The sequence below is a fragment of the Lactobacillus sp. W8172 genome, assembly GCF_016102055.1.
Taxonomy (GTDB): domain Bacteria; phylum Bacillota; class Bacilli; order Lactobacillales; family Lactobacillaceae; genus Lactobacillus; species Lactobacillus apis_A.
This window is the reverse complement of the sequence record NZ_JACFPG010000005.1, coordinates 38,682-63,249: the sequence shown is the minus strand read 5'-3', so window position 1 is coordinate 63,249 and position 24,568 is coordinate 38,682. Positions and strand designations below refer to the sequence as shown.

31 protein-coding genes, 1 other RNA gene and 1 other annotated feature are annotated in these 24,568 nt (G+C 37.6%); of the genes, 2 read left to right on the top strand and 30 right to left on the bottom strand.

The window, feature by feature from the left end:
• Positions 1–13: 13 nt before the first annotated feature.
• The 6 genes from pcp to H3R21_RS06950 all read right to left on the bottom strand — a co-directional run bounded on the left by pcp (position 14) and on the right by H3R21_RS06950 (position 5,203).
• Positions 14–661, bottom strand: coding sequence for a pyroglutamyl-peptidase I (pcp, locus tag H3R21_RS06975; protein WP_198184025.1), 648 nt, complete (start codon positions 659–661; stop codon positions 14–16).
• A 21-nt stretch (positions 662–682) separates the two neighbouring features.
• Positions 683–1,606, bottom strand: a complete 924-nt coding sequence (locus H3R21_RS06970) for a DUF979 domain-containing protein (RefSeq protein WP_046307379.1) — start codon at positions 1,604–1,606, stop codon at positions 683–685.
• Positions 1,607–2,275, bottom strand: coding sequence for a DUF969 domain-containing protein (locus H3R21_RS06965; RefSeq protein ID WP_046307381.1), 669 nt, complete (start codon positions 2,273–2,275; stop codon positions 1,607–1,609).
• Positions 2,276–2,449: 174 nt separating this feature from the next.
• Positions 2,450–4,078 carry a chaperonin GroEL gene (groL, locus tag H3R21_RS06960; RefSeq protein WP_046307383.1) on the bottom strand — a complete coding sequence of 543 codons (1,629 nt, stop codon included), beginning with the start codon at positions 4,076–4,078 and terminating at the stop codon, positions 2,450–2,452.
• 17 nt (positions 4,079–4,095) lie between these two features.
• Positions 4,096–4,380, bottom strand: coding sequence for a co-chaperone GroES (groES, locus tag H3R21_RS06955; RefSeq protein ID WP_046307385.1), 285 nt, complete (start codon positions 4,378–4,380; stop codon positions 4,096–4,098).
• A 178-nt stretch (positions 4,381–4,558) separates the two neighbouring features.
• Positions 4,559–5,203 carry a redox-sensing transcriptional repressor Rex gene (locus H3R21_RS06950; RefSeq protein WP_074426268.1) on the bottom strand — a complete coding sequence of 215 codons (645 nt, stop codon included), beginning with the start codon at positions 5,201–5,203 and terminating at the stop codon, positions 4,559–4,561.
• Between the two features lie 300 nt (positions 5,204–5,503).
• On the opposite strand from H3R21_RS06950, the gene H3R21_RS06945 reads away from it, so the two are divergent.
• Positions 5,504–7,435, top strand: coding sequence for an ABC-F family ATP-binding cassette domain-containing protein (locus H3R21_RS06945; protein WP_198184023.1), 1,932 nt, complete (start codon positions 5,504–5,506; stop codon positions 7,433–7,435).
• A gap of 38 nt (positions 7,436–7,473) precedes the next feature.
• Here H3R21_RS06945 and H3R21_RS06940 read toward each other — a convergent pair whose 3' ends face one another.
• Entirely contained in the window at positions 7,474–8,343 is an 870-nt protein-coding gene (locus H3R21_RS06940; RefSeq protein ID WP_198184021.1) for a PhzF family phenazine biosynthesis protein, read from the bottom strand.
• A gap of 210 nt (positions 8,344–8,553) precedes the next feature.
• Between H3R21_RS06940 and H3R21_RS06935 the strand changes: the two genes are divergently transcribed.
• On the top strand, positions 8,554–8,958 hold the full coding sequence (locus H3R21_RS06935; RefSeq protein ID WP_198184019.1) for a GNAT family N-acetyltransferase: 405 nt from the start codon (positions 8,554–8,556) through the stop codon (positions 8,956–8,958).
• Positions 8,959–9,001: 43 nt separating this feature from the next.
• On the opposite strand, the gene tsaD is transcribed toward H3R21_RS06935, so the two are convergent.
• The 23 genes from tsaD to pstB form a co-directional block, all read right to left on the bottom strand.
• Complete coding sequence (tsaD, locus tag H3R21_RS06930) at positions 9,002–10,051, bottom strand: tRNA (adenosine(37)-N6)-threonylcarbamoyltransferase complex transferase subunit TsaD (RefSeq protein ID WP_198184017.1); 1,050 nt, start codon at positions 10,049–10,051, stop codon at positions 9,002–9,004.
• Positions 10,044–10,634, bottom strand: a complete 591-nt coding sequence (rimI, locus tag H3R21_RS06925) for a ribosomal protein S18-alanine N-acetyltransferase (protein ID WP_232352357.1) — start codon at positions 10,632–10,634, stop codon at positions 10,044–10,046. Before rimI ends, tsaD begins: the two co-directional genes overlap by 8 nt.
• The gene (tsaB, locus tag H3R21_RS06920; RefSeq protein ID WP_198184015.1) at positions 10,600–11,340 is read right to left on the bottom strand and encodes a tRNA (adenosine(37)-N6)-threonylcarbamoyltransferase complex dimerization subunit type 1 TsaB; all 741 of its coding nucleotides are present in this window, start codon (positions 11,338–11,340) and stop codon (positions 10,600–10,602) included. Before tsaB ends, rimI begins: the two co-directional genes overlap by 35 nt.
• A 26-nt stretch (positions 11,341–11,366) precedes the next feature.
• Positions 11,367–11,885, bottom strand: a complete 519-nt coding sequence (locus H3R21_RS06915; RefSeq protein ID WP_198184012.1) for a folate family ECF transporter S component — start codon at positions 11,883–11,885, stop codon at positions 11,367–11,369.
• Positions 11,886–11,938: 53 nt separating this feature from the next.
• Positions 11,939–12,676 carry an acyl-[acyl-carrier-protein] thioesterase gene (locus H3R21_RS06910; protein WP_198184011.1) on the bottom strand — a complete coding sequence of 246 codons (738 nt, stop codon included), beginning with the start codon at positions 12,674–12,676 and terminating at the stop codon, positions 11,939–11,941.
• Positions 12,677–12,685: 9 nt separating this feature from the next.
• Positions 12,686–13,540 (bottom strand): 16S rRNA (cytidine(1402)-2'-O)-methyltransferase, encoded by an 855-nt coding sequence (rsmI, locus tag H3R21_RS06905; protein WP_109715713.1) that lies wholly within the window; start codon positions 13,538–13,540, stop codon positions 12,686–12,688.
• A gap of 13 nt (positions 13,541–13,553) precedes the next feature.
• Entirely contained in the window at positions 13,554–13,892 is a 339-nt protein-coding gene (yabA, locus tag H3R21_RS06900) for a DNA replication initiation control protein YabA (RefSeq protein WP_046307404.1), read from the bottom strand.
• Between the two features lie 8 nt (positions 13,893–13,900).
• Entirely contained in the window at positions 13,901–14,761 is an 861-nt protein-coding gene (locus H3R21_RS06895) for a DNA polymerase III subunit delta' (protein ID WP_198184009.1), read from the bottom strand.
• On the bottom strand, positions 14,761–15,084 hold the full coding sequence (locus tag H3R21_RS06890; protein ID WP_046307408.1) for a cyclic-di-AMP receptor: 324 nt from the start codon (positions 15,082–15,084) through the stop codon (positions 14,761–14,763). The genes H3R21_RS06895 and H3R21_RS06890 overlap by 1 nt, the downstream gene beginning before the upstream one ends.
• 5 nt (positions 15,085–15,089) lie before the next feature.
• Positions 15,090–15,737, bottom strand: coding sequence for a dTMP kinase (gene tmk / locus H3R21_RS06885; protein WP_198184007.1), 648 nt, complete (start codon positions 15,735–15,737; stop codon positions 15,090–15,092).
• Between the two features lie 102 nt (positions 15,738–15,839).
• Positions 15,840–16,070 (bottom strand): YaaL family protein, encoded by a 231-nt coding sequence (locus tag H3R21_RS06880; protein WP_046307412.1) that lies wholly within the window; start codon positions 16,068–16,070, stop codon positions 15,840–15,842.
• Entirely contained in the window at positions 16,070–16,669 is a 600-nt protein-coding gene (recR, locus tag H3R21_RS06875) for a recombination mediator RecR (RefSeq protein ID WP_198184005.1), read from the bottom strand. The genes H3R21_RS06880 and recR overlap by 1 nt, the downstream gene beginning before the upstream one ends.
• Positions 16,670–16,999 (bottom strand): YbaB/EbfC family nucleoid-associated protein, encoded by a 330-nt coding sequence (locus H3R21_RS06870; protein ID WP_198184003.1) that lies wholly within the window; start codon positions 16,997–16,999, stop codon positions 16,670–16,672. It lies immediately after the preceding gene.
• Positions 17,000–17,018: 19 nt separating this feature from the next.
• Entirely contained in the window at positions 17,019–18,842 is a 1,824-nt protein-coding gene (dnaX, locus tag H3R21_RS06865; RefSeq protein WP_198184001.1) for a DNA polymerase III subunit gamma/tau, read from the bottom strand.
• Between the two features lie 54 nt (positions 18,843–18,896).
• Positions 18,897–18,996: signal recognition particle sRNA small type (gene ffs, locus H3R21_RS06860), an RNA gene on the bottom strand.
• Between the two features lie 25 nt (positions 18,997–19,021).
• Positions 19,022–19,540 carry a tRNA adenosine(34) deaminase TadA gene (gene tadA / locus H3R21_RS06855; RefSeq protein WP_198183999.1) on the bottom strand — a complete coding sequence of 173 codons (519 nt, stop codon included), beginning with the start codon at positions 19,538–19,540 and terminating at the stop codon, positions 19,022–19,024.
• Positions 19,540–20,160, bottom strand: a complete 621-nt coding sequence (locus tag H3R21_RS06850) for a class I SAM-dependent methyltransferase (protein WP_198183997.1) — start codon at positions 20,158–20,160, stop codon at positions 19,540–19,542. Before H3R21_RS06850 ends, tadA begins: the two co-directional genes overlap by 1 nt.
• A 223-nt stretch (positions 20,161–20,383) precedes the next feature.
• The gene (locus H3R21_RS06845; protein WP_198183995.1) at positions 20,384–20,578 is read right to left on the bottom strand and encodes a hypothetical protein; all 195 of its coding nucleotides are present in this window, start codon (positions 20,576–20,578) and stop codon (positions 20,384–20,386) included.
• Positions 20,579–20,732: 154 nt separating this feature from the next.
• Positions 20,733–21,662, bottom strand: a complete 930-nt coding sequence (locus tag H3R21_RS06840) for an SLAP domain-containing protein (protein ID WP_198183993.1) — start codon at positions 21,660–21,662, stop codon at positions 20,733–20,735.
• Between the two features lie 234 nt (positions 21,663–21,896).
• Positions 21,897–22,262: a 50S ribosomal protein L7/L12 gene (gene rplL, locus H3R21_RS06835; RefSeq protein WP_046307428.1), complete on the bottom strand. Its 366-nt coding sequence runs from the start codon at positions 22,260–22,262 to the stop codon at positions 21,897–21,899.
• A gap of 49 nt (positions 22,263–22,311) precedes the next feature.
• The gene (gene rplJ, locus H3R21_RS06830; RefSeq protein WP_046307429.1) at positions 22,312–22,821 is read right to left on the bottom strand and encodes a 50S ribosomal protein L10; all 510 of its coding nucleotides are present in this window, start codon (positions 22,819–22,821) and stop codon (positions 22,312–22,314) included.
• A 35-nt stretch (positions 22,822–22,856) separates the two neighbouring features.
• Positions 22,857–22,981: a sequence feature (ribosomal protein L10 leader region), on the bottom strand.
• Positions 22,982–23,060: 79 nt separating this feature from the next.
• Entirely contained in the window at positions 23,061–23,789 is a 729-nt protein-coding gene (phoU, locus tag H3R21_RS06825; RefSeq protein ID WP_198183991.1) for a phosphate signaling complex protein PhoU, read from the bottom strand.
• Positions 23,790–23,804: 15 nt separating this feature from the next.
• Complete coding sequence (gene pstB / locus H3R21_RS06820; RefSeq protein ID WP_046307434.1) at positions 23,805–24,560, bottom strand: phosphate ABC transporter ATP-binding protein PstB; 756 nt, start codon at positions 24,558–24,560, stop codon at positions 23,805–23,807.
• Between the last annotated feature and the right edge of the window lie 8 nt (positions 24,561–24,568).

Sequence of the window (24,568 nt, the reverse complement as noted above, 5' to 3'; positions counted from 1 at the left end):
TTAGTAATAGATTTTAAGCAATGTGACCTTCAATGCTTTGAAGGTCTTTTTTGCCGTCCATTTCAACGATAGCAGTGATTGCCGCAGTAATGCCCCTCACATCATCAGCCAAACTTAGGCTTGGTGTATCAGGTCTTGCAACGACTTGTTCAGGTAAAAATGGAATATGCATGAAACCAGCTTTAAGGTCATGAAATTCCTTGTCAATCATATACTGAACTTGGTACATAATGTGATTGCAGACAAAAGTACCCGCTGTTGTTGAAACCAATGCTGGAATTCCAACTTCACGGATTGCTTTGACCATCGCCTTAACAGGCAATTGAGTAAAGTACGCATTCTGGCCATCTTCATGAATTGGTGTCGCAATCGGTTGATAACCCTTGTTATCAGCGATTCGGCCATCATCAAAGTTAATCGCAACGCGTTCTGGAGTTAGCGCATAACGACCACCAGCTTGACCAATGTTTAAAACATAATCCGGTTGATGTTGTTCAATCGCATCATGCACAACATCGGCACAATCACCAAAAACTGTTGGTATTTCAACCTTAATAATTTGTGCACCAACAATTTCATCGTCTAACCGTTTAACGGCTTCAATTGCAGGATTTATTTTGTCATCACCAAATGGATCAAAACCTGTTACTAAAATTTTCATTTTCATTCTCTTTTCTAACTACTAAAAAGCTAAGAAATACATCAAGATAATGTGAACAAGCAACATAATTAATGCAATTGGATATTGCTGTTTGATTACACCTAGTGGATCTTTCATTTCCATTAATGCAACCGGCAAAGTGTTAAAGTTTGCTGCCATTGGTGTTAGTAAAGTTCCACAATACCCTGCAGTCATACCTAAAGCAGCCACAACAACAGGAGAACCACCTTGTGCAATCACGAACGGAATACCGATCCCAGCTGTAATTACGGCAAAAGCTGCAAAGGCATTACCCATAATTGCAGTAAACAATGCCATTGCTACACAGTATAGAATAACACCTAATAGACGGTTACCAACCGGAAATAGTCCGGAAATTGCTTTTGAAGTTGCTTGACCAACACCAGAAGCAGTGAAAACAACTCCCAATGTTGCTAATAATTGTGGCAGAACTCCTGCAGATCCAACCGAACGCACCATTCGTTGAGTATCTTCGTAAGCCACTTTAATATTTGATTTAGTTAGAATCATTGCAACAATTAAAGAAATAACTGCTGCAATTCCAATACCAACTTGACCGCCAAGTTTAGTAAATTGTGCAATTACTAAAGCAATAACTGCTAGCAAAATACTTGGTAAAAAAATCAAGTTGCCAATTCGCCTAATCGTTTCGGAAGCAACTTTTTCACTTAATTCCTTAATATGACCTACACGCACTTGCTTAAATAGTGAAAGCAGAGCAATCACAAGTAGCAAACCACCACTGACTTCACTAGGTAACCATTGTCCTAGAGAAAACAGTGCGGCGAAAATTAACCAGAATAAACCTGTGCCCCAACGAGCTGGATTTGTTTGGTCACGCCATGATTCAATTGCTGCAGCCAAAAAGAATAATCCAATAATAATGTAAAAAGCCAACAAGAAATTATCAATTATCGCTTTCATTTATTTTACCTTTGCTTTCTTTAGTTTTTGATCAAAGATGTGGTTATAACCTAAGCATAGAAGATAACAAATTATCGCAATTGGCAAAGTGTTTATAACAATAGAATTTGTTTCAACTGGATGACCCAGTGATTTCATCGTACTGGCAATTAGCAATACGCTTGAAGAACCGATAAATAGGTTCTGGGCATAAAAATTGCCAAAGTTCTCACTTGCAGCGGCACGACCTTTAATTTGGTCAACTTCTAATTCAGTCAATTCACCATTTACCTTTCCAGCCGCTTGTGCCATTGGGTTAATTAGAGGAACAATGAATTGAACTTGTCCTTGAAGAGAAATACCAAAAAGTGCGGCAATTTCACGAACCGCAGTATAGATATCAAAAATTCTACCTGGTGTTAAGTTCTTAATCTTATTAATTAAGTTGACTGCTGCCTTTTTGAGACCGTGTCTCTCAATTATTCCGATAGTTGGCAAAGTTAAGAAAAAGATTGAAACCATTCGGTTATCAATAAATCCCTTTCCTAAAATTCGTAAAAACGAAACAAAATCAATTCCTGATACTAAGGCTGTTACCAAAGCAGAAATCACAACAACTGCGACTGTATCTAGTCCTAGGGCAAAACCTACAACGATTACCAGAACGCCAAGTAAGCATAAGTACTCCATCAGCTTTCCTTTCTTGTGGAAAAATATAATACAAGCAAATATATTAATATTATTATCATTTTTTGTCAAATTTCTCATAAACTAATTTTGAGAAATTCAAGTGGAAAAGCTAAAACTTAGCAATAAAAAAGAGTCGTTCAAATGAACGACTCTTTTGAATCAGTAAAATAATGATTACATCATACCAGGAGCACCGGCACCAGCAGCATTAGGATCAACTGCAGGTTTGTCTTCTGGGATTTCTGCAACAACTGCTTCAGTAGTTAATAATAAAGCAGCAATTGAGGCAGCGTTTTGTAATGCAGTACGAGTAACCTTAGTTGGGTCGATAATACCAGATTCAACCATGTTTTCCCACTTGTCAGTAGCAGCGTTGTAACCAACTTCAAGATCTTGACTTTCAAGTTTGTTCAAGATAACTGAACCGTCTTCACCAGCGTTTTCAGCAATTTGGCGAACTGGAGCACTTAAAGCACGTAAAACAATGTTGATACCTGTTTGTTCATCCGCGTTATCACCCTTAAGGTCCTTAACGGCATCTTCAACATCAACTAAAGCAGTACCACCACCTGCTACGTAGCCTTCGTCAACAGCAGCACGAGTTGAGTTCAATGCGTCTTCAATGCGGTATCTACGTTCTTTCAATTCAGTTTCAGTTGCAGCACCAACATGAATAACAGCTACACCACCAGTTAACTTAGCAAGACGTTCTTGTAACTTCTTCTTATCAAAGTCTGAAGTAGTATCAGCAATTTGCTTTCTGATTGAATCTTCACGTTCTTTGATAGCATCTTCTGAACCAGCACCATCAACAATAGTAGTTGAGTCCTTAGTTACAGTGATACGACGTGCTTGACCTAATTGAGCAATTGTAGTGTCTTTTAATTCAAGACCAAGGTCTTCGGTAATTACTGTACCACCAGTAAGAGCAGCAATATCTTGTAATTGTTCCTTACGACGGTCACCAAAACCAGGAGCCTTAACGGCTACAACATTGAAAGTACCACGAATCTTGTTCAATACTAAAGTTGGAAGAGCTTCACCAGAAACGTCATCAGCAATAATCAATAATGATTTACCTTGTTGAACGATTTCTTGCAACAAAGGTAGGATATCTTGAATGTTAGAAATCTTCTTGTCAGTAATCAAAACGTAAGGATTGTCTAAGTCAGCTTCCATCTTGTCGTTGTCAGTTACCATATATTGTGATAAGTAACCACGGTCAAATTGCATACCTTCAACAACAGATAATTCAGTTTCGATACCACGTGAATCTTCAATGGTAATAACACCGTCATTACCAACTTTTTCCATTGCGTCAGCAATTAAATCACCAACTTCTTTTGAAGCTGAAGAAACTGAAGCAACTTGAGCGATTTGATCTTTCGAAGAAACTGTGTGGCTAATCTTGTGTAATTCATCAACAACTGCGTTAGTTGCTTTTTCAATACCACGACGAACACCTACAGGGTTAGCACCAGCAGTAACGTTCTTCATTCCTTCACGGATAATTGCCTGAGTTAAAACAACTGCAGTAGTAGTACCATCACCGGCAATATCGTTAGTCTTTTGTGCTGCTTCAGCTACTAACTTAGCACCCATGTTTTCGTAGTGATCTTTTAATTCAATTGACTTAGCAATTGTTACACCATCGTTAGTAATCTCTGGGTTACCGTATGATTGTTCCAAAACAACATTTCTACCCTTAGGACCGATAGTTGCTTTAACAGTATCAGCTAATTTATCAACACCCTTTAATAGGGAACGTCTTGCTTTTTCTGAAAATTTAATGTCTTTTGCCATAATATCCGCTCCTTAGATTACTTAACAATTGCTAAAATATCTTTTTCATGAAGGACTAAAAATTTTTCGCCTTCGTATTCAACGTTAGTGCCAGAATACTTGTCGTAAAGAACAACGTCGCCCTTATTGACAGACATTGGAATCTTGTCGCCGTTGTCAGCATAACTGCCTTCACCAACTGCAACAACTTCACCTTCTGTTGGCTTTTCTTTTGCATTTGAAGCAAGGACGATTCCGCCTACAGTTTTTTCTTCTTCTTCTTTAACTTTTACGATCACGCGATCACCAATTGGTTGTAACACGTTTGTCCCTCCTATTGTTTATTTTCATTTTTAATTATTTATCGGTTAGCACTCCTATTACCCAAGTGCTAACTTACAAATATGATAATAACCCCTTTTCCTAAAAAAAGCAAGAAAAAATTAGCACTTTTTTTACCAAAGTGCTAATTCACTTAAAACGTTGATATTATTGGGCTTATTACTGGTTATCCTTACCCTTATCTGAGTCAAGGAAGTAAATCAATGTCTGTAATTCAGTTGCTAAGTCTACATTCTGAATCCTTACACCGGTTGGAGCAGATAAACGAATAGGGGTAAAGTTCATGATGCCCTTAATGCCTGCTTCGACCATATCATCGGCAGTTCTTTGGGCAGAATCAGATGGGACCGTCAAAATGGCAATAGTAATTTGTTGATCACTTAATTGTTTCTTCAACTCGCTCATCTCGTAAACGGGTACACCGCTCAAAATTTTACCAGTAATCTTAGGGTCAATATCAAAGGCACAGGAAATACGGATATTGTTACTCCGCTTAAAATTATAGTTAAGAAGCGCATGTCCCAAATTACCAACACCGACTAAGGCAACATTAGTTAGAGTATCTTGATTAAGAATTTTTTTAAAAAATGTAAGCAGACTCTTTACGTCATATCCATAGCCACGCTTACCCAAAGCACCAAAATATGAAAAGTCACGTCTAATTGAAGCACTATCTACTTGAACAGCTTCTGATAATTCAGTCGACGAAACTTTTTCCTTACCTGCTTCATTTAAAATAATTAAATAGCGATAATATAGCGGTAATCTTTTTGCGGTCGCAGTCGGTATTTTGATTTTTTCCATTTTAAAAGCCTCCAACTTATTTTGCCTAAGAGTTATTTGTGAATTAGCTCATCAATTAGTATTATTTTACCTATAAATTGATAGCATTTGCAAATGTTTTTTCACAATCTTGAATTAATAAAAAAGGTGCTAGTTTCAGTTTTTTCCCTAAGAAATCTTGACTTAGTGAAAACTTATTTGTACATCCCTTAACAAATTGATAATTACCAAATCTTCACTAACTTTGTTTTTGCCTCCCTTCAATAATCCGTCCACTATCGCACTGCAGTGTATGCTAAAATAGTTTTTAGGTGAAAAATTATGATAATTGCACAAGGACACAACTTAGAGAAACAATTTGGCGCTACTACACTATTTAAGAACGTCAATTTTTCAATTGATTCAAATGCACGAATTGGTTTAGTGGGACCAAACGGGGTTGGTAAGACTACCCTATTAAAAATTATGACTGGTGAAGAAGAAGCTACTCACGGCGAATTCACGATTAATAAAGACATCGACGTTGGTTATATTGCACAGGAAAATGGTTTAAACGAAGAAAACAACATTTGGGATGAAATGTTGACCGTTTTTGCTACGCTAATTCAAATGAGCCAGAATATTCAAACTCTGCAGGAAAAAATTGCCGCTCATCCTGAGGATAAGCAGCTGCTAAAACAGTATGACCAACTTCAATTTAACTTTGAGCAACAAGGCGGTTACACTTATCAGTCTGATATTAAGAGTATTCTAAATGGTTTTAATTTTCCTGAATCAACATGGACAAAAACAATTGGTAGTCTTTCTGGTGGTGAAAAAACTAGATTGGCTTTCGTTAAACTGTTGTTACGTAAGCCACCACTACTTTTGCTCGATGAGCCTACCAACTATCTTGATTTAGATACTTTGGACTGGTTAGAAACCTATCTAAAGAGCTATTCTGGTGCTATCTTGGTTGTTTCCCACGACCAGTACTTTTTAGATCATTTGGCTAACCAAATTTTTGAATTGCAATTCGGTAAGCTAACTGTTTTTAAGGGAAACTACTCTAACTATGTTGCTGAGCGTGAGTTACGCAACATGCAGCAAGAAGAGGCTTACGAGCGGCAACAAGAAAAAATTAAAAAGGATGAGGAATTCATTCAAAAGAATATTGCCAGAGCTAAAACCACTAAGCGTGCCCAAAGTCGACGTAAGCAACTAGAAAAAATGGAACGGATCACTCCACCTAAACATAAAAACAAGGTTCAAATTAACTTTAGAAGTGAACGCCCTTCCGGAAAAGAAGTATTAATTTTACGTGACTTAACCATTGGTTATCCAACCAAAACCATGGTCGAAGATATTTCCTTGCAAGTTAACAAGGGCGATCGTGTTGCAGTAATTGGCCCTAACGGAATTGGTAAATCTACCCTACTTAAAACTGTCATGAAGGAATTAAAGCCAAAGGGTGGTTCGATCAAGTATGGTGCCTCTCTTGACATCGGTTATTATGATCAAGAATTACAACTGCTTGATCCGACCAAAACAGTGCTTGATACAATTTGGGATCGCCATAAAACGATGCCCGAACGGGATGTACGTTCAATTCTAGCAAGTTTTCTTTTTACGGCTAAAGACATTGATAAGACAGTCGGGCAACTATCAGGTGGACAGAAAGCAAGACTGACTCTGACAGTCTTGTCTCTGGAACACAACAACTTTCTGCTAATGGATGAGCCTACTAACCACTTAGACTTAGAAGCTAAGGAAGTGCTTGAACAAGCCTTACAAAAGTTTGATGGCACTTTACTGTTTGTTTCACATGACCGTTACTTTATTAATCAATTATCCAACAAAATTGTTGAAGTTAAAGACCAGCATGCCAAAGTTTATGAGGGTGATTACACATATTACCTTAACGAAAAAGCTAAAACGACAGATACTGCGGCTGAAGCCTCTATTGAGCAAAGTGCAACAGAAATGGAAAATCCTTCTGATGAATCAACCAATAAGCTTTCTTATCAAGAACAAAAGCAGCGCGATTCACAAAAACGGAAGTTGCAACGTGAAGTAGAAGCTGCTGAAGCAAAAATCGACCAACTTGAAAAGCAGCAAGAAGAAATTCAAACTGAAATGGCTGATCCTGAAATTGCTACTAATTTTGATAAGCTTGGACCACTTCAAGAACAATTAACAGACATTCAAACCGAATTAGACAAGGCAAATGATGACTGGGAAACAGCTCTCACTGCATTAGATGACTTCGAATAAACTAAAAGAGATTGCATTAATCATGCAATCTCTTTTTATTACCGTTCTGGTAGCGTAATTCGACCTTTAATACACTCAACAGCTTGTCCACCAATTAGAATTTGACCTTGATTATCTAAGTCAACTTCAATTAACCCGGAGCGTCCACATTTTTGGCCTTGGCTAGCAAGATAGTGAGATTTTGCTAATAGGTGCTCTTCTTTAACCAAAACTGCCACTGCACCATTCCCACTCCCACAAACAGGATCTTCATGGACACCTTGTCCGGGGGCAAATGACCGAACTTCAACTTCCGTTTCTCCATCAGTCAAGGCAAAAACAGTTACACCTGAAGTGCCTTTTGGCAATAATGATGCTAATTGGCTGTCGTCTGGATTTAGACTAAGAACAGTTTCGACCGTATCAAGATATAAAGTGTACCAAACTGCTCCAACGTCAACTACCTTAGCTAGCTTAATTGAATCAATATTTGGGAGCCCTAGAGCCTGAGCAATTGCTTCTAATAAATCTGATGAAATTGGTTTTACGTCAGGTTTAGGTAAGGTAAAGAATAGTTTGTCTTGCTTCATATAAACCGGTACCAATCCTTTAGCACATTCTTGCACTAAGTATTCAGGATGCTTAGGCTTTAGTCCATTATTCAATGCCACTTTTGCTGAGCCAATCGTTGGGTGACCTGCAAAGGATAGTTCTTCTTTAGGGGTAAAAATACGTAAACGATAATCAGCAGCGGGATTCGTTGGCGAACATAAAAATGTGGTTTCCGAAAGGTTGGTCCAATTCGCTATTTTTTGCATTTCATCATCGCTAAACTTGTCACCATCAATAATTACCGCGACCGGATTACCCTGATAAGGTATTTGGGTAAAAACATCTGCCTGGCTAAAAGCCACATAATTGTGTTGCATAAATACATCCTCCACTAGTTTTATAAATAACTAGTTTAACATTTCAACTTTAAATGCTGAATAGCTAATTAAGTTCTCAAGCATCTTGTCTTTTAGACCCACTTTTCATAAAATGAAGGTTACCTAATACCATTAAATAAAAAAGTGAGGTTATGAAATGGAGAAATTACGTATTGCTCTTTAATTTGTAGATAAATTAAGGAGGACAAAATGAATTTTTTAACCGATAAGAATATTAATCTAAAACAACTAATTAACTTGTATCAAAGTGTAGGCTGGACTTCATATACAGAAAAACCTGAACTACTTCAGCAAGCTGTCCATAATTCACTTTATGTGCTTGGCGCATTCAATCATGATCAACTAATCGGCTTAATTCGTGTCGTTGGTGATGGCTTGACTATTATTTATATTCAAGACTTACTGGTTTTACCTGCGTACCAAAACCAGGGAATTGGCTCAACATTGATTAATAAAGTATGTAAAGAATTTCGTCACGTGCGCCAACAAGTGCTTTTGACAATGGAAGAACCTGTGACCCGTGCCTTTTATGAAAAAAATGGCTTCACATCTTGCGATCAAGGTGAATTAGTTGCTTTTTATCACGAATATTAAACATTAAAAAAGACTCAACCTTAAAAGTTGAGTCTTTTTGTTTTTACTTTAACATTTCTGTTGCGTAAGGTAATTCGAGCGAAGGATCTGCGTTTAAAGTTAAATCCGCAAATTTACCTTCGTTATAGAGATTATAGGCAGCAGCACCTATCATTGCCGCATTATCACCACATAATTTTAGACTTGGCAAAATAACTTTAGGAGTTAAATTCTCTGGTAGGTTAGCAATTTCAGCTTCCATTCGATCACGTAAACCTAAATTAGCAGCAACGCCGCCACCCATGATGAAGGTTTTTGGTTGATACTGTTTGATTGCCCTGATTGTTTTATGAGCTAAAACATCAACCACTGCAGCTTGAAAGCTAGCAGCTAAATCATATTTATTTAATTCTTGATGAAGCTGATCTGCATGGTGACAGGTGTTGATAAACGCACTCTTTAGTCCAGAAAAAGAAAAATCATAATCGTCGTCTTCCATCATTGCACGTGGAAAATTGAATGTGTCTTTCCCTTGATGTGCCCATTCATCAATAGTTTTGCCAGCAGGATAATTAACACCAAGAACGCGGCCAATCTTATCGTACGCTTCCCCTGCAGCATCATCCCTCGTATCACCAACAATTTCAAAATGAGTTGGGTCTTTCAAAAGAACAATTTCAGTGTGACCGCCAGAGACTTGAAGTGCCAATGCAGGATAAACAATTTCATCTGTTAATTGTGCTGCCATAATATGACCCATAATATGGTCGACACCAATCAAAGGCAAGTCAGTTGCCATTGAAGCAGCTTTAGCAGCACTGACACCAATTAGCAATGCACCAACTAGTCCTGGACCATAAGTTACAGCAATGGCATCAATATCATTCCAAGTAGCATTAGCTTCAGCCAAAGCTTCTTTAGTAATTTGACTAATTACTTCAATATGGTGGCGACTTGCCACTTCCGGCACAACACCACCAAAACGCTGGTGGCTCTTAATTTGTGTAGCAACAATTAAACTTTCAATTTCGCGACCATTTTTGACAACTGAAGTTGAAGTCTCATCACATGAGCTTTCATATGCCAAAATACGGATATCTTTTTTACTATCCAAAGTCAATCCCTTTCTTTTGTGTTGTTAAATCCAGCACCATATTCAATCCATCTTTATGCACGTCTTGATAATAATTTGGGCGAACTAACTTAACTGTAAAGCCCAAAGCCTGATAGAGCTTTTTGGCGTTTTCATTGTCAATTCGCACTTCTAAACTAATAAAACTGCAGTTAACTTTTTGCGCGTAGTCAATCATCAGTTTCATCAAGTAAGTACCTAACCCTTGGTGTTGCCACTCCGGATCAACCATTATGTTAGTAACATGGGCTTCAGTATTCATCTTGCGCATCCCAATCATTGCCACTAATCTCGAACCATGATAAACCACTAAATATAGTGAATCCTTTTTAATTAGTTCAACTTGAAAAATTGCAGCTGACCATGGTGTCGCACCATTATAGACTTTTTCTTCAAGTAATAGTAGATTAGTGATTTCATCAGTTTTTGCCTTCATTACTTGAAGCGTTTCTTGCTGCAATTTAAAGGCAAATGGCCTGAAGTGAAAATCACTTGAGTCATTTGCTGAATGCGGAAACGTAACTAGCTGTTTAAACTTCTTCCACATAATTACTATCTGGACCAAACGGATTACCCGTCTTTTTATGCCAATCTACTTCAGCTTGTGTCCGTCTCAAATAGTTTGGTAACAATAAGTCAGGATCAACTGGTTCCTTGTTGAGTGCAAGCTTGCCAATTAAGCCGGCATGAATTGCATTTTGCTCACCAGAGCCAAACGAATATGGCAGTTCAAGCGTATCGAGTTGCTCGATCTGCTTATCAAAACCAGATCCAATAAAGAGAAGCTTTTTCGGCTTATGATCATTTAAATACTCGTTGATTGCAGTATGTAAAACATCGATGTGGTAATGTCCATCGGGAATCACATTAACTGGCTGCCCATTTTCATTAAGGTATGCTCCTGCAAAGAAGTTGTCATTTCTGGCATCAATTCCAGCCACCACTAAAGTATCTTCTTCAGAGCAACTGGCTGCTAAAGCTTGTAAAGTAGAAACGCCAACTACTTCTTTAGTTAAAATGCTGGCAAACATTTTCACTGTTGTGACACCGATACGTAGACCTGTGTATGAACCTGGACCAATTGCGACTGCAAAACGGTCAATATCCTTTAACTTAAGCTTATTTTTGTTCAGAATTTCATCAATAATTGGATCGAGATGTTCACTGTGGTTCCGCTCATCCAATTCATTCTTTTCTACTATTAAGCGTTCATCTTCATTTAAAGCCACACTCAACTCATTAGTTGCCGTTGATATGCTTAAAATTTTCATTTCAGATTACTTCTACCTTTTTAAAACTATCTTCTAATTTTTACCCGCGAAATTGCTTGTAAAACAAAGTAAGTAACAACCATTTCGATCCAAGGCACAATCGTCTCTTTAGGGATGCGCTGAATTAAAGCTGCCTTGAGATCCATGCCATACATCAGATGAACCCATAGGGTATTCAATCCAATATTGACTATAACTGTAACCAAAATCGTTGCAAGAATAATGCGCCAAGTTTTAACTGGTTTCTTGTAAAAAAGCAAACCATAAATAAGTGGCCCGATCATTGCACTCAATGTGAAGCCAATAAAAAAGCCCCCTTGGTTGCCAAATAACGCTGAGGACACAAAGTCACTTATTCCTCCGCCAATTGCACCCCAAACTGGGCCAAATAAATAGCCAAGCATGACGCTTCCAACAAAACCTAAACTAACATGAACAACTGTTGTTCCAAGACTAAAGCGACTAAGAACAACTTTGATGGCAACAACAAAGCCTAAAAGGACTAGATCGCGCAATTCAACCTTAAACATTTCCTTTGTAGTCATTTTGCAGCACTTCTTTCATAATAAACTTGGTTTAATAACCTCGTCTAATTATATTATAATTTACGCCAAGTTAGTTCACAAACGGCTTTATCATTCCGTTCTTCATCAGCAATTGTGTGATATGACTTAATTTCATCTTCATTTTCAACCAATTTCACACAAGCAAATGGCGTCTGCGAATAGCGTACTTCAAGGTTAAACTTGATGTCAATCCCACTAATAACATGAGTCTTAAGAAAATCACGATCCAAAGTATCAATAAACCAGTTAAAGTAGTGGCCGTTAGTCATATGATGATTAGTATCTAAATCGTCATATCGAACGCGGTACTGACGCTTATCTTGATATTCATCTTGTGGCTTCAAACGTGGAAAACGTGGCAACTTTTTCAATAAAGGAATGCCTAAATCATCCATCATTTCTTTATCCGTAGAAACCAATTTACGTTTATTTAAATCAAACAAAACCCACTCGCTTTGACCAGTAATCAAGGTATTACCCTTTTCATCAGTGAATTGGTAATCACGATACTCCAGGAACCGGTTATAACCAATTGGTTCAGTCGTTAGAGTAATTACTTCACCAGGTTCAGGCCATCTATTAACATCTAAATGATACTGTGTTACTACCCAGCCTAGGCCACGACGTGTCAACTCTTTAGTACTACCAGAGCTATCGGCTAGTTGATTCTCAGAAACACTCATCATCAAGTTAATCATTGCTGGTAATCTTAAATGCCGGTTTTCATCACATTCATAATAATTTACTGTATGTTGTTCACTATATTTCATATTACTTGCCTACTTTTGATGATATCGATCATATAACTCATTCTTCGAGACATTATTTTCCTGAGCAACTTCTTTGATTGCAACTTTCTTACTATCGCCAAGCTGTACACGCTGATCAACTAATGCAATTAATTCATCCCAGGAGAGTTGCTCTTGCTCTTTGTCATTTGGTGATACCAATATTACAAATTCGCCTCGCGGAGCATTCTCCTCAAAATAATCATTTAATTCAGTAATCGTACCGCGAACAAATTCTTCATGAATTTTGGTTAATTCTCTAGCAGCAACAATTTGTCGGTTAGAATCAAAAACTGTTGCCATGTTTTTAAGCGTTTTAGCCAAGCGATGAGGTGCTTCATAAAAAATTGACGTTGCTCTTGCCTCATTCATTTGTTCAAAAAACGGCTTCTGCTCGCTAGCTTTTCGTGGTAAAAAGCCGTAGTAAGTGAAAGGTTGCGCATCAAAACCTGAAGCAATCAGGGCTGTCGTAAAGGCAGAAGCTCCTGGAAGTGGTACAACTGGAATATCGTTTTTGATACACTCTTGCACCAATTCATAACCAGGATCAGAAATAACTGGCATACCAGCATCACTGATTTCAGCAATCACAGCTCCTTCTTGCATTAGTTTAATTAGTTCCGGAGCACGTTGTTTAGAATTATATTTATGAAAAGACAGCATATGATTATGAACGCCAATCTTTTCCAATAAAATTCCACTTGTTCGTGTGTCTTCGGCTGCAATATAATCCGCGCTCTGTAAAACTTTTTTGGCCCGAATGGTTATGTCTTCTAGATTACCAATCGGAGTTGGTACTAAATAAAGTTTACCCTTGTCTGTCGCATAGCTACTTTGCCGCTGCATCTATCTCAAGTCCTTAATGTTTTTTCTTCTTTTCACCAAAATTGTCTAAAATATCTAAGCAAAACATGCAATCCGAACTAGGATCACGATGAGAACCATAGTACATATTGCAGATGTGATAACCTGAATTGTATATTTTGCGTAAAGATTCAAGACCACTTTGCGTCTTAATCGTGTTGTTATGGGCATTGCTCATCTTATCCATTTTTTCACGCAACAACTGATTTTCGACTTTAAGTTCTGTATTTTCTCTAAGTGTATCTAAGATACTATTTTCCAAGCTTTCAATGGTTTTAGTCATACTAACCATCGATTCATGGAGCTGCTCTAATTTTGAATAAGAATCAACCATAAAAACACCTACCTTTTCCACTGCAAAGCAAGATAATCAAGAAGATTACGAAAACTAACATTGCTATATTGCATTTTGTCAATTTCCACTAAGTACTTCAGCATTCTTGCACCAGCCTGTTGATTACCACTATTTAAATCTTTTTGTGCCATTTGTTTTAGCATAACCAGCAAGTAATTTTGCTCGGACTTGCCTTTAGCCAATTCAGCCAATTTATGCGCACTTACCAATGCCAATGAATTGTGCTCAAGCATTTCTTGATAAAAATACTTGATTGCCTGATCAAGACTACTAGTATTATCTAATTCATCAATCTCATCTTGGCTAAAACCATTTTCCAACAAAAGTGTCGTTTTATTATCAGGTTTCTTGCCATCAGTAAAATTAACAATCTGGGTACGCGAACGAATTGTTGGTAAAATTTGATCCGTATTATTAGTAATCAAAATTGTAACCACTGGAGCGACTGGTTCCTCTAACAAGTTAAGAAGTGCATTAGCTGCAGCTAGAGTCAGCTTTTGTGCCTCATCAATGATGAAAAAGCGCGTGCTACTTTGAACTGGGCTCTTTGCTAATTCTTCTTTTAGTATTCGAACCTGATCGATTCCTAAACTCTGTTTATTTTCAGGTGTAACTAACAACACATCTGGATTATTTTCAGAGATAATTTGGCGACAATTTTGACAAGTACCGTCCGGTTTTTGCTCACCTGTACAATTGAATAAACACGCTAGCCAATATGCAGTATTTAAGGCTTGCTTTTCATTTGCATCGACAAATAAATAGCTATGAGCCAACTTGTTTTCTTCATAAGCATGTTGTAAAAACTGGGCTTGTTTTTTGCCCCTTTTTGCTAGTTCGATTTTCATTAAAATTGCTTAAATTCTTCTACAGGTAGTACAAAGCATGTTGCACCGCCAACTGTGATTTTTACTGGTTGACTGCTAACATCAAATCCAGTCATTGATAAATTAGGATTCATGTACTCCTCACGTCCTTGTGATTCGCCTTGAATTAAGCGCATCACTTTCTTGACGTGTTTTTCATCAATTCCGATTAAGAAAGTTGTATTACCTTCACTTAAAAAACCACCAGTTGTCGCCAACTTAGTTGCACGAATGTTTTCTTTAGCAAAAGCATGTTGCAGCCGGCTAGCATCTTCTCTTTGAACAATTGCAATTATTAATTTCATTCAAATCAGTCCTTTAGCAAATCTTTTGGTATCCGTTTTTTTATAATATTAACACAGTCTTCTACTACTTGATTAACCAGTCGATCTCCATCGACAATGGCAATTCGCTCTGGATGTTTACGGTTAACTTCAAGATAACCTTCATAAACTTTTTGATGAAAGGCTAATTTTTCCAGTTCCAAACGGTCTTCCTGACCCGCGCGAGCACGTTCAATTCGTGCAAGACCAACTTCTGGCTTAACATCTAGGAATAGAGTTAGATTTGGCTCGATGCCACTAGTTGCAAAATTATTAATTTGCTTAACTGCATCGATTCCAAGATCACGTCCTGCACCCTGGTATGCCAATGAACTATCAACAAAGCGATCAGAAAAAATCACCTTACCTGCTTTAAGTGCTGGAATTACTGTTTCACTCATATGCTGACTACGAGCAGCTGCATATAATAGTGCTTCAGTTTTTGCACTCATTTTTTCATTAGTCGGATCCAAAATAAGCTGCCGAATTTTTTCAGCAATTATCGAACCGCCTGGTTCACGCGTTACTAGATATTGTGTTTTGAGCAGTGGTGTAATTTGGGCAACCACTTGTTCTAAAACCGTGCTTTTACCGGCCCCATCAGGCCCCTCGAAACTGATAAAATAGCTATTCATAAAACTCTCCATGAGTCTATTTTACAAGAGATTGTCTTATATTAACACCCCAAGGTACTTTAATTTTAGTAAAAATAAAAAAGCCCTTAAATTAGAGCTTTTCTATTCTGAAATTGCATTTGTAAAACCACTAAATCTTGTATGTCGGTGACGTGCTTCATCATATAAAAAAGAATACTTGGCCAGCAGTATTTTACCTACAATGATATTGTCCTCTGACATGTCAAGGGTAGTTGGATCTAAACTCTTTTGAATTGCAATTTCTTCTTGTAGTTCTTCAATTGTAGCGATCAGACGTTGATCGCCTAGTTTTTTAATCTTATCGTGTGCCATTAGATTGAAGTTCTCCCCTGCACTGCTCTTTTTAGAGTAATTGCATTTGCATATTCAATATCACTACCAACTGCCAAACCGGCTGCTAAGCGCGTAACTTTGATACCAGATGGTTTAATTAATTTACTAATATACATTGCGGTAGACTCGCCTTCCGGCGTTGAGTTTAGTGCCAAAATCATTTCTTTAACCTGTTCCTGTTTTTGCAAACGAACAATCAAAGATTTGATATTGATTTCTTCAGGTCCAATGCCATCCATTGGCGACAAAATCCCATGCAGAACATGGTACAAACCGTTATATTCACCCATTTCTTCAAATGCCATTACATCTTTGGGTTGTTCAACCACCATAATTGTTGATTGCTCACGGTTTGGATCACTACAAATTGTACATGGATCTTGCTCGGTAATATTGCCGCAAATTGAACAGCGATGAAGTTTTTCTTTTACTTCATTTAAAGCAGTGCTAAAGTCATGAACATCTCTATCAGGCATATCTAAGGTATAAAAAGCTAACCTGGTTGCTGTTTTCTCACCAATTCCAGGCAATTTCATATAAGAATCTATCAAATGTGCAATTGGTGCTGGATATTGCAATTAAATCATGCCCTTCGTATACTTACCTAAACTTTGCTGTGTCGCCTCATCAATTTCTGACAAGCCTTTATTGACAGCATCAATAATCAAATCCTGCAACATATCTGGATCATCAGGATCAATTGCATCTTTATTAATGGTGATATCTTTCAGTTTACGGTCACCACTAAAGGTTGCAACTACCATATCATCTGCAGACTTTCCAACAAATTCTTGCGCAGTGATAGTTTGTTGCTCTTGGGCCATCTGCTCTTGCAACTTTTTAGCTTGCTTCATCATTTGTTGCATGTTCATGCCGCCCATACCACCAAAATTAGGTCTTTTACTCATTGTTTTTCTCCTTTAAATTTTAATCCTTAATATTAACAGCGTCACCAAATAAGTCTTTCGCTTTTTGAACAACTTCATCATTATTCTCTTGCGCTGGCTCTTCTGCTTCCGACTCTTCAATACCAGATTGCTTCTGCCGCTTAAGTAGTTCATCCCTGTGCGACTGTAAAAATTCCTTCCGAACTGTGAACCAGTCCTTATCCGGAACAAGCACAATTTGGTACTCATGCTTAGTAAATTTCGCAATCTGATCAGTCAAAATATCAAGCAGATCATCATCAGAGCTAGCTTTTTCAAACCAAAGCGCATATTTGCATTTCATCACTACCTGATCCGGACTAGCCGCCACAGGCTCAAGCACATCAAGCAGTGCTCGCTGCGAAACAGCTAAAACAGATTGCAAATCTGGCCATACATCTTTGATTGCCTGTAGATCTTTTTTAGTAGCATTTTCCAAAACATGATAGACCTGTTTGCGATTCTGCTCGTCTGCATGTTGATCGTTGCGAACCTTCTTTTTATGATTTTTAGGTTTAGCAACTTCTTCAGAAGGTTGGGACATTTTTCCTACATTTGATATCTCAGTATCAAGGTGGAAAATGCGGTCGCTGTTTACGTTTTGCGTTTTACCAAGCTTAGCAACTTTTTCAGTTAATTCAACCACTTGCTTTTTAAGCGCAGTTACTTCAGCTTGCAGTTCTTGACCGTCAGCTGCCTGCTTTTCTACTACTGGGGAAGTAGCGGGCGTGGCTGCAGCGTTTGGCACTACTTCCTGATTAGTACTTTCAACCAAGAAGACCTCTAAGGGAATTTGCTGCTGATTAGTATACCGCAAATCATTTAGCGCAGTGTTGGCAGATGCAATTAAATTAAAGTAGCGTTGTTCAGGAATATCCTTAATCTGCTCAACGAAATCCTGACTTAAAAAGTTACTTTTATTTTCACCACCAGCTTTTAGCAAAATCAAAGCGTTCGTGGCCATATCAATTAACTCATCTAATATATTTTTTGAGCTCGCACCATTCTGCAATTCTGTCTGGGCTAAGGCAAGAGCTTGGCTTGCATCTTTATTTAAAATTGCTAATAAAATCTGTTCAATTTTTTCTTTGGCAGCAAAGCCAGTGATTTCAAGTGCCGCATCATACTCAACCGAATCATTTTCATAACTGAGCAATTGATCAAGGATACTAAGAGCATCCCTCATCCCACCGTCAGCTACTTCGGCAATTACAGCAAGTGCTTTATCATCATATTTGATATTTTCTTGATCAAGGATATACTTCATCCTCTTTTCAAGGTCAGCTTGCGAAATTCGCTTAAAGTTATAGCGCTGCGTTCTAGAAATAATTGTAGCTGGGACTTTTTGTAATTCAGTAGTCGCTAAAATAAAGACAACATGCTCAGGTGGCTCTTCCAAAGTCTTTAATAAAGCATTAAATGCCCCCATTGAAAGCATATGAACCTCATCAATAATGTAGACTTTATATTTTCCCTGAGTCGGTGCATATTTAACCTTATCACGTATCTCACGGATTTCATCGACTCCATTATTCGAGGCCGCATCAATTTCCATGATATCAGCCATCGCACCCTTATCAGCAGCAAGACAATTTTCACACTCATTGCATGGTTCGCCGTCTTGAAGGTTAGTACAGTTGAGTGCCTTGGCAAAAATCTTGGCACACGAAGTCTTACCTGTACCGCGCGGTCCTGCAAATAAAAAAGCATGTGAAATCGTGCCGCGCTTAATCGCATTTTTCAAAGTATTCGTAATATCTTCTTGACCAATAACACTGTCAAAAGTGCGTGGTCGCCATTTGCGGTATAACGCTTGATAAGCCATTGATTTATCTTTCTCTAGTAAAAAACTCTTAACTCTTCGAAAGAGTTAAGAGTTTGTTAATGTCTAATAAAAGGCACATGCCTGAACGACCTTAGTGCTGCTACCTTCCGGTCCTGACACGCTTTGGAAGCCAAACATTGCCCAATAGATATACTAACGTACTTTGAGATTTTTTTCCACTAATTTACAGAATTTTTGCTATTTTCCATTCCCATTTTAGCTTCTTTTTGCTTGTTTCTGATCTCCCTAAAAAAAGATTTGAGCATCTGACTTGCTTCATCTCGGTATAAACCTCGAATTACGTTGGGATGATGATTAAACTGGCTCACTTCAAACAAGTTAACTACGCTACCAGCTGCACCTGCCTTAGGATCAAACGCACCATAGAAGACGTTTTTTATTCTAGAATTAATGATTGCCCCTGCACACATTGGGCATGGTTCCAAAGTTATAAAAAGACTGCAATCAAGCAGACGCCAAGCTTTTAGTTTTTCACATCCCTGCCGGATTGCCATCATTTCAGCATGCTGCGTTGCATCTTGATCAAGCTCTCTACGATTATAACCCTCACCAATTACCTGTCCTTCAGGGTCAACCAAAATTGCACCAATCGGAACTTCTCCTTTTGCCTCAGCTTTTCGAGCCTGTTCAAAAGCTAATTGCATGTATTTTTTCTTTTCTTCACTTGAAAAAGACATTAGGAATTCACCGCCTGCAAAACGTAGTAACCCTTATCACGAATTAGAATTGTGCAGTTGCCAAAAGTTTCTTTCAGCAGCTTACGTGCGCTCGGTTCTCCCTGCTTTTTCTGGATAACGACCAGTAAAACACCATCTTCAACTAAATGGTCCTTTGCACCAGCTAAAATACTTGAAACAACCTTTTTCCCTGCCCGAATTGGGGGATTGGTAACAATTAAACCAAATTTCCGTTCACTGGGAACTTCATCATACACATCCGATTTGTAGATATTAACATTAGTGATGCCATTTACTTCGGCATTTTGGGCTACCAAGTTAAGACCACGTTCATTTACATCAACTAAATCAACGGTTTGCTCAGGCCAAAACTTGGCTGCAAAGAGACCAATCGGACCATAGCCAGCACCAACGTCTAAGATGTTACTACTTGGAAAATCAACTTCGGCCATTTGTTTGATTAAAACGCCTGAACCATAATCTACACGCATTTTTGAAAAAACGCCTGCATCTGTTGTAAATTTTAGATCAATATTGTTTATCTGATAATCAATTATATGCTCATCATGTTTAGCTGTAGGATTAGCAGCGTAATACATTTGATTTTCTTGGTCACTCATTATTTACTCGTTTCTTTTTTAAACAGTTTTACTGTAAATAATTTTAACGAACCATTTTACTTTTGCAAATTAGAAAGAACAAAAAATCCACTTCATTACTTAGCGGTATTCTTCTGCAATTATTAATGACAATTTTGCAGACATTTTAGGATAAAATAAAACCCCGAAGCTATCTAATTTTCGGAGTTTAAGGCTTTAATTTAAAGTTCTTATATAATTTTAGCTAACTTTTTTCGTGAATTGCTACATTTTTTGAATCTATTTTTGGAACTTTATTGTTCTTTTCTTCTGTTACGTTAGTCTTGTTTTGTTCATTTGCATTATCAGTACTAGCTGCACTCACAGAAACACTTTTTCCAAAGAAAAAAGCTGAAACTAATAAAGATAGACAAAAAGTGAATATTCTCTTTTCTTCCATTAAATCCTCTTTTGTAAATTACTCATACTAAAATTATAATTTAAGAAGAGGAAAATTAATATATCATGTAGTAAGATATATTAACTCACTTTGCCCATGTTAATAAAAAAGACAAACTTGTTTTATTAACATGTTTGTCACTATATTAGCTTATTTAATAAGTAACTCCTACAGAGGAATAAATTTGATCACTTTGTCCGATAACTGCACCCAAACCAATTGTCTTGTCTTTTGGATTTAGCAAGATATCACGGTGACCCCAGTTAGAAGCTGCATCGTTATAAATATATTCGTAAAGCATCCCTTGAGCAACCAAAGCACTTGAAGCATTCTTTGCCTGTACAAGCTGATTGGTAGAATGGTCAACACTAACACCCCATGGGAACATTGCAATACATTCTGCAACACTTGCACTTTTAATGTTTGCATCTTCAAAGCACTTTTCAAGAATGAACTTATTGTTTGAGTCAAAGTGAGAAAAATTATTTGGCAACAGCTTTGTTCGTTCCTGAACTACTTCATCGTAGTGAGAATCCTCTTTTACCAGTGAAAGGCCGCGATCTGCCCTTTCAGCATTTAAACCATCCAAAAATGCTCTTCTAAAATCGGAAATTGAGAAATTGCTTACTGCGTCATCCTTAGACTTACTTGGAGTCTTCGGTGTAGTTGATGTTTTTTGCGTCGTATTAGTATTTGGCGTAGTTGGCATTACAGGTTTGCTTGTACTTGGGGTGGTAGTATTTTGCTGTTGTATTTGCTTTGCCTTGATAATAGTTACATACTTGGCTAAAACATATTTATTGTAGCCAACTTTATAGTATTTCTTCTTATTAATCTTTACTTTACCAACTAATGCTAATTCTTTACCCTTTTTTAAGGTTGATTTTTTAATTTTGTGGCCTTTTTTATTATATAGACTAGTCTTTTTAATAATGCGGCCCATCTTTGTGGCCGAAGCAGTTAGCTCAGTGCTACCAGTTACCGTTTTAGCTTCTGATAGCTCTGAATTCAATGCTAGACAGCTTCCCAAACTTGTAATTGCCACAAGTGCTGTTAAAGCTTGGCGACATTTATTTTTTCTCATTAGTTTTCTCCATTCTTGATTATTTTTAATAAAAAAACTCCTAGTAAATACAAATACAATAACTACTTTGTATACTTTTACTATAAATCCAATTATATTACAAACCAATGATTATGATTAATTATTTTAAAAATTAAGCTGATTATAAAAGGTTATATTTTTACAAACAAAAAGCGCAACCCCAAACATATTGGGATTACGCTTTTTTATTTAGCTTGTCCAGTTGGACTGTAACTATTTCAAAGTTACTGAAGCACCAACTTCTTCAAGCTTAGCCTTGATGTCGTTAGCTTCGTCTTCAGAAACGCCTTCTTTAACGTTCTTAGGAGCACCATCAACAAGGTCCTTTGAATCCTTAAGGCCAAGTCCAGTAAGGTCACGAACAACCTTGATAACTTTAACCTTTTCTTGACCAGCTTCTGTTAATTCAACATCGTAGCTTGACTTAGCAGCAGCTTCACCACCGGCAGCACCTGCAGCAGCAACTGGTGCAGCAGCAGAAACGCCAAATTCATCTTCAATAGCCTTTACAAGGTCATTTAATTCAAGAATTGAAGCATTCTTTAAATCTTCAATAATCTTTTCAGTATCTAAAGCCATATTTATATATCCTCCGAAATATTTTTATTAGATATAAATTACATTATATTTATTCAGCAGATTCGTCTTTTGAATCGGCAACAGCGTTAATAGCGTAAGCGACGTTACGTACAGGTGCTTGTAATACAGAAACAAGCATTGATAGTAATCCTTCGCGTCCTGGAATGGCAGCAAGAGCCTTGATATCTTCCTTAGAAGTTACCTTACCTTCAAGCACACCACCCTTAATGTCAATAACATCAAAGTCATCTTCGTATTTTGAAACAATACGAGCTGGCTCAGTGATGTCATCAGCATTATCAGTATAAACAACAGCTGTAGGTCCAACAAAAGTATCTTCAAGACCTTCAATGCCAGCCTTAGCAGCAGCACGTCTTAGGTAAGTGTTCTTAACAACCTTCATTTTAACACCGTTATCACGAAGTTCCTTACGCATGTTAGTAACTTCTTCAACAGTTAAACCAAGGTAATTAATTACCAAAATAGCTTTTGCAGCTTTAAGATCTTCAGCGAACGCATCAACGAACTTTTCTTTTTCAGCAATAGCAGCTTTACTCAATCGAATTCACCTCCGTTAAATTTTTTAATAAATTCTATAAGGCCTAAAAAACTCCATGCCAACAAAGACATGGAGCATTTAAAATCTTCATAATCTTCTGGCCTCGGCGGGATATTAAGGCGTTAGCCACCCGAGTCTTAGGTAGAATTCACTCTATTAACTATAGCAGGGTTACTTTTTAAATGCAAGCAATAATTCTGCGAATAAAAAAGAACTACTGTAATAGTTCCTTTTAAGTTTTATTTCTTTTTAGTCTTTTCGTTCTTCTTTGGAGCTTCTTCCTTGGTTTCCTTTTCAGAAGTTTTCTTGTCTGAATTGATTAATTCAAATAAATCACCAGAAGACTTGTAAATAACCCAGCTTGCTAAGTTAACAATGTGATCACTGATTCGCTCTAGCAAACGAATGATGACAAAATAACTTGCTGAAGCAACGGCAACATTAGGGTCTTTTTTAACACCATCAATGATCATTTTTCTAGCCTTGCGGTAGTCATAATGAACATCTGCATGGCCATCAAGCATTTCACGAGCAGTCTTTTCATCATCTTGAACATATGCAGTCAATACTTTGATTAACATCGTACGTACTTGGTGTGTCATACGTGAAATTATTCCCTCAACATCAGGAATACGAGGATTACCCTTCACTCTAACTGTTTCAACGGCAATACTATTGGCATTCTCACCAATTCGTTCTAAGTCAGTAGTTGCTTTTAAAATACTGATTACCACACGGAAGTCAGTTGCAACTGGTTGCTGCAATGCCATCAGATCAAGGGCCTTTTTTTCGATTGTAATTGCTTCTTTGGCAACAACCTTATCTTGTTCAATCATTTCTTGAGCCATCTTTTTATTATGGTCAACAAATGAACGAGTACCCTTGTCAATTAACTCATTAACCTGTACTCCCATTTCCATAAATTGTGTGTTTAACTTTTTCAGTTCATCCAAAAATATTTCGTGCATGATCCACCTCCAAATTTAGCCAAAACGGCCATTAAGATAATTACTAGTTATTTCTTTCTTAGGGGCCAAAAACATTTGCTCGGTTGACCCAGACTCAATCAGTTCGCCATCCATTAAAAAAGCAACCTGATCAGAAACACGACTCGCTTGTTGCAAGTTGTGCGTAACCATGATGAATGTATACTTCTTTTTTAAGCCCATCAAAGTTTCTTCAATTTCAGCACTTGAGATTGGATCAAGTGCTGAAGTCGGCTCATCGAGTAAAACCACTTCAGGTCTAACAGCTAACGCACGTGCAATACAGATTCGCTGTTGCTGTCCCCCGGAAAACTCCTGGGCATTACGCTGCAAGTTATCCTTGGTTTCATCCCAAATCGCCGCCTGCTTTAAGCTTTCTTCAACTCGTTGATCAATTAATTGTTTATCCTTAACTCCTGCAACCCTTAAGCCGTAGGCAACATTGTCATAGACTGGAAAGGGAAAAGGTGTAGGTTGTTGGAAAACCATTCCCACTTTTTTACGTAATGCAACTAAATCCAGTTTGGCACGATAAATATCTTCACCTTCAAGCAAAATCTTACCTGTAATGTTGATATTATCAATGTCATCATTCATCCGGTTCAAGCATCTTAAAAAGGTTGATTTTCCGCATCCTGACGGACCAATCAAAGCAGTTAACTGCTTTTCTGGAAAGTTAAGACTGATGCCATGCAACGCCTCAAATTTGCCATAACTTAATTTGACGTTTTGGGCCTCCATAATATTTGTCATATGATCGC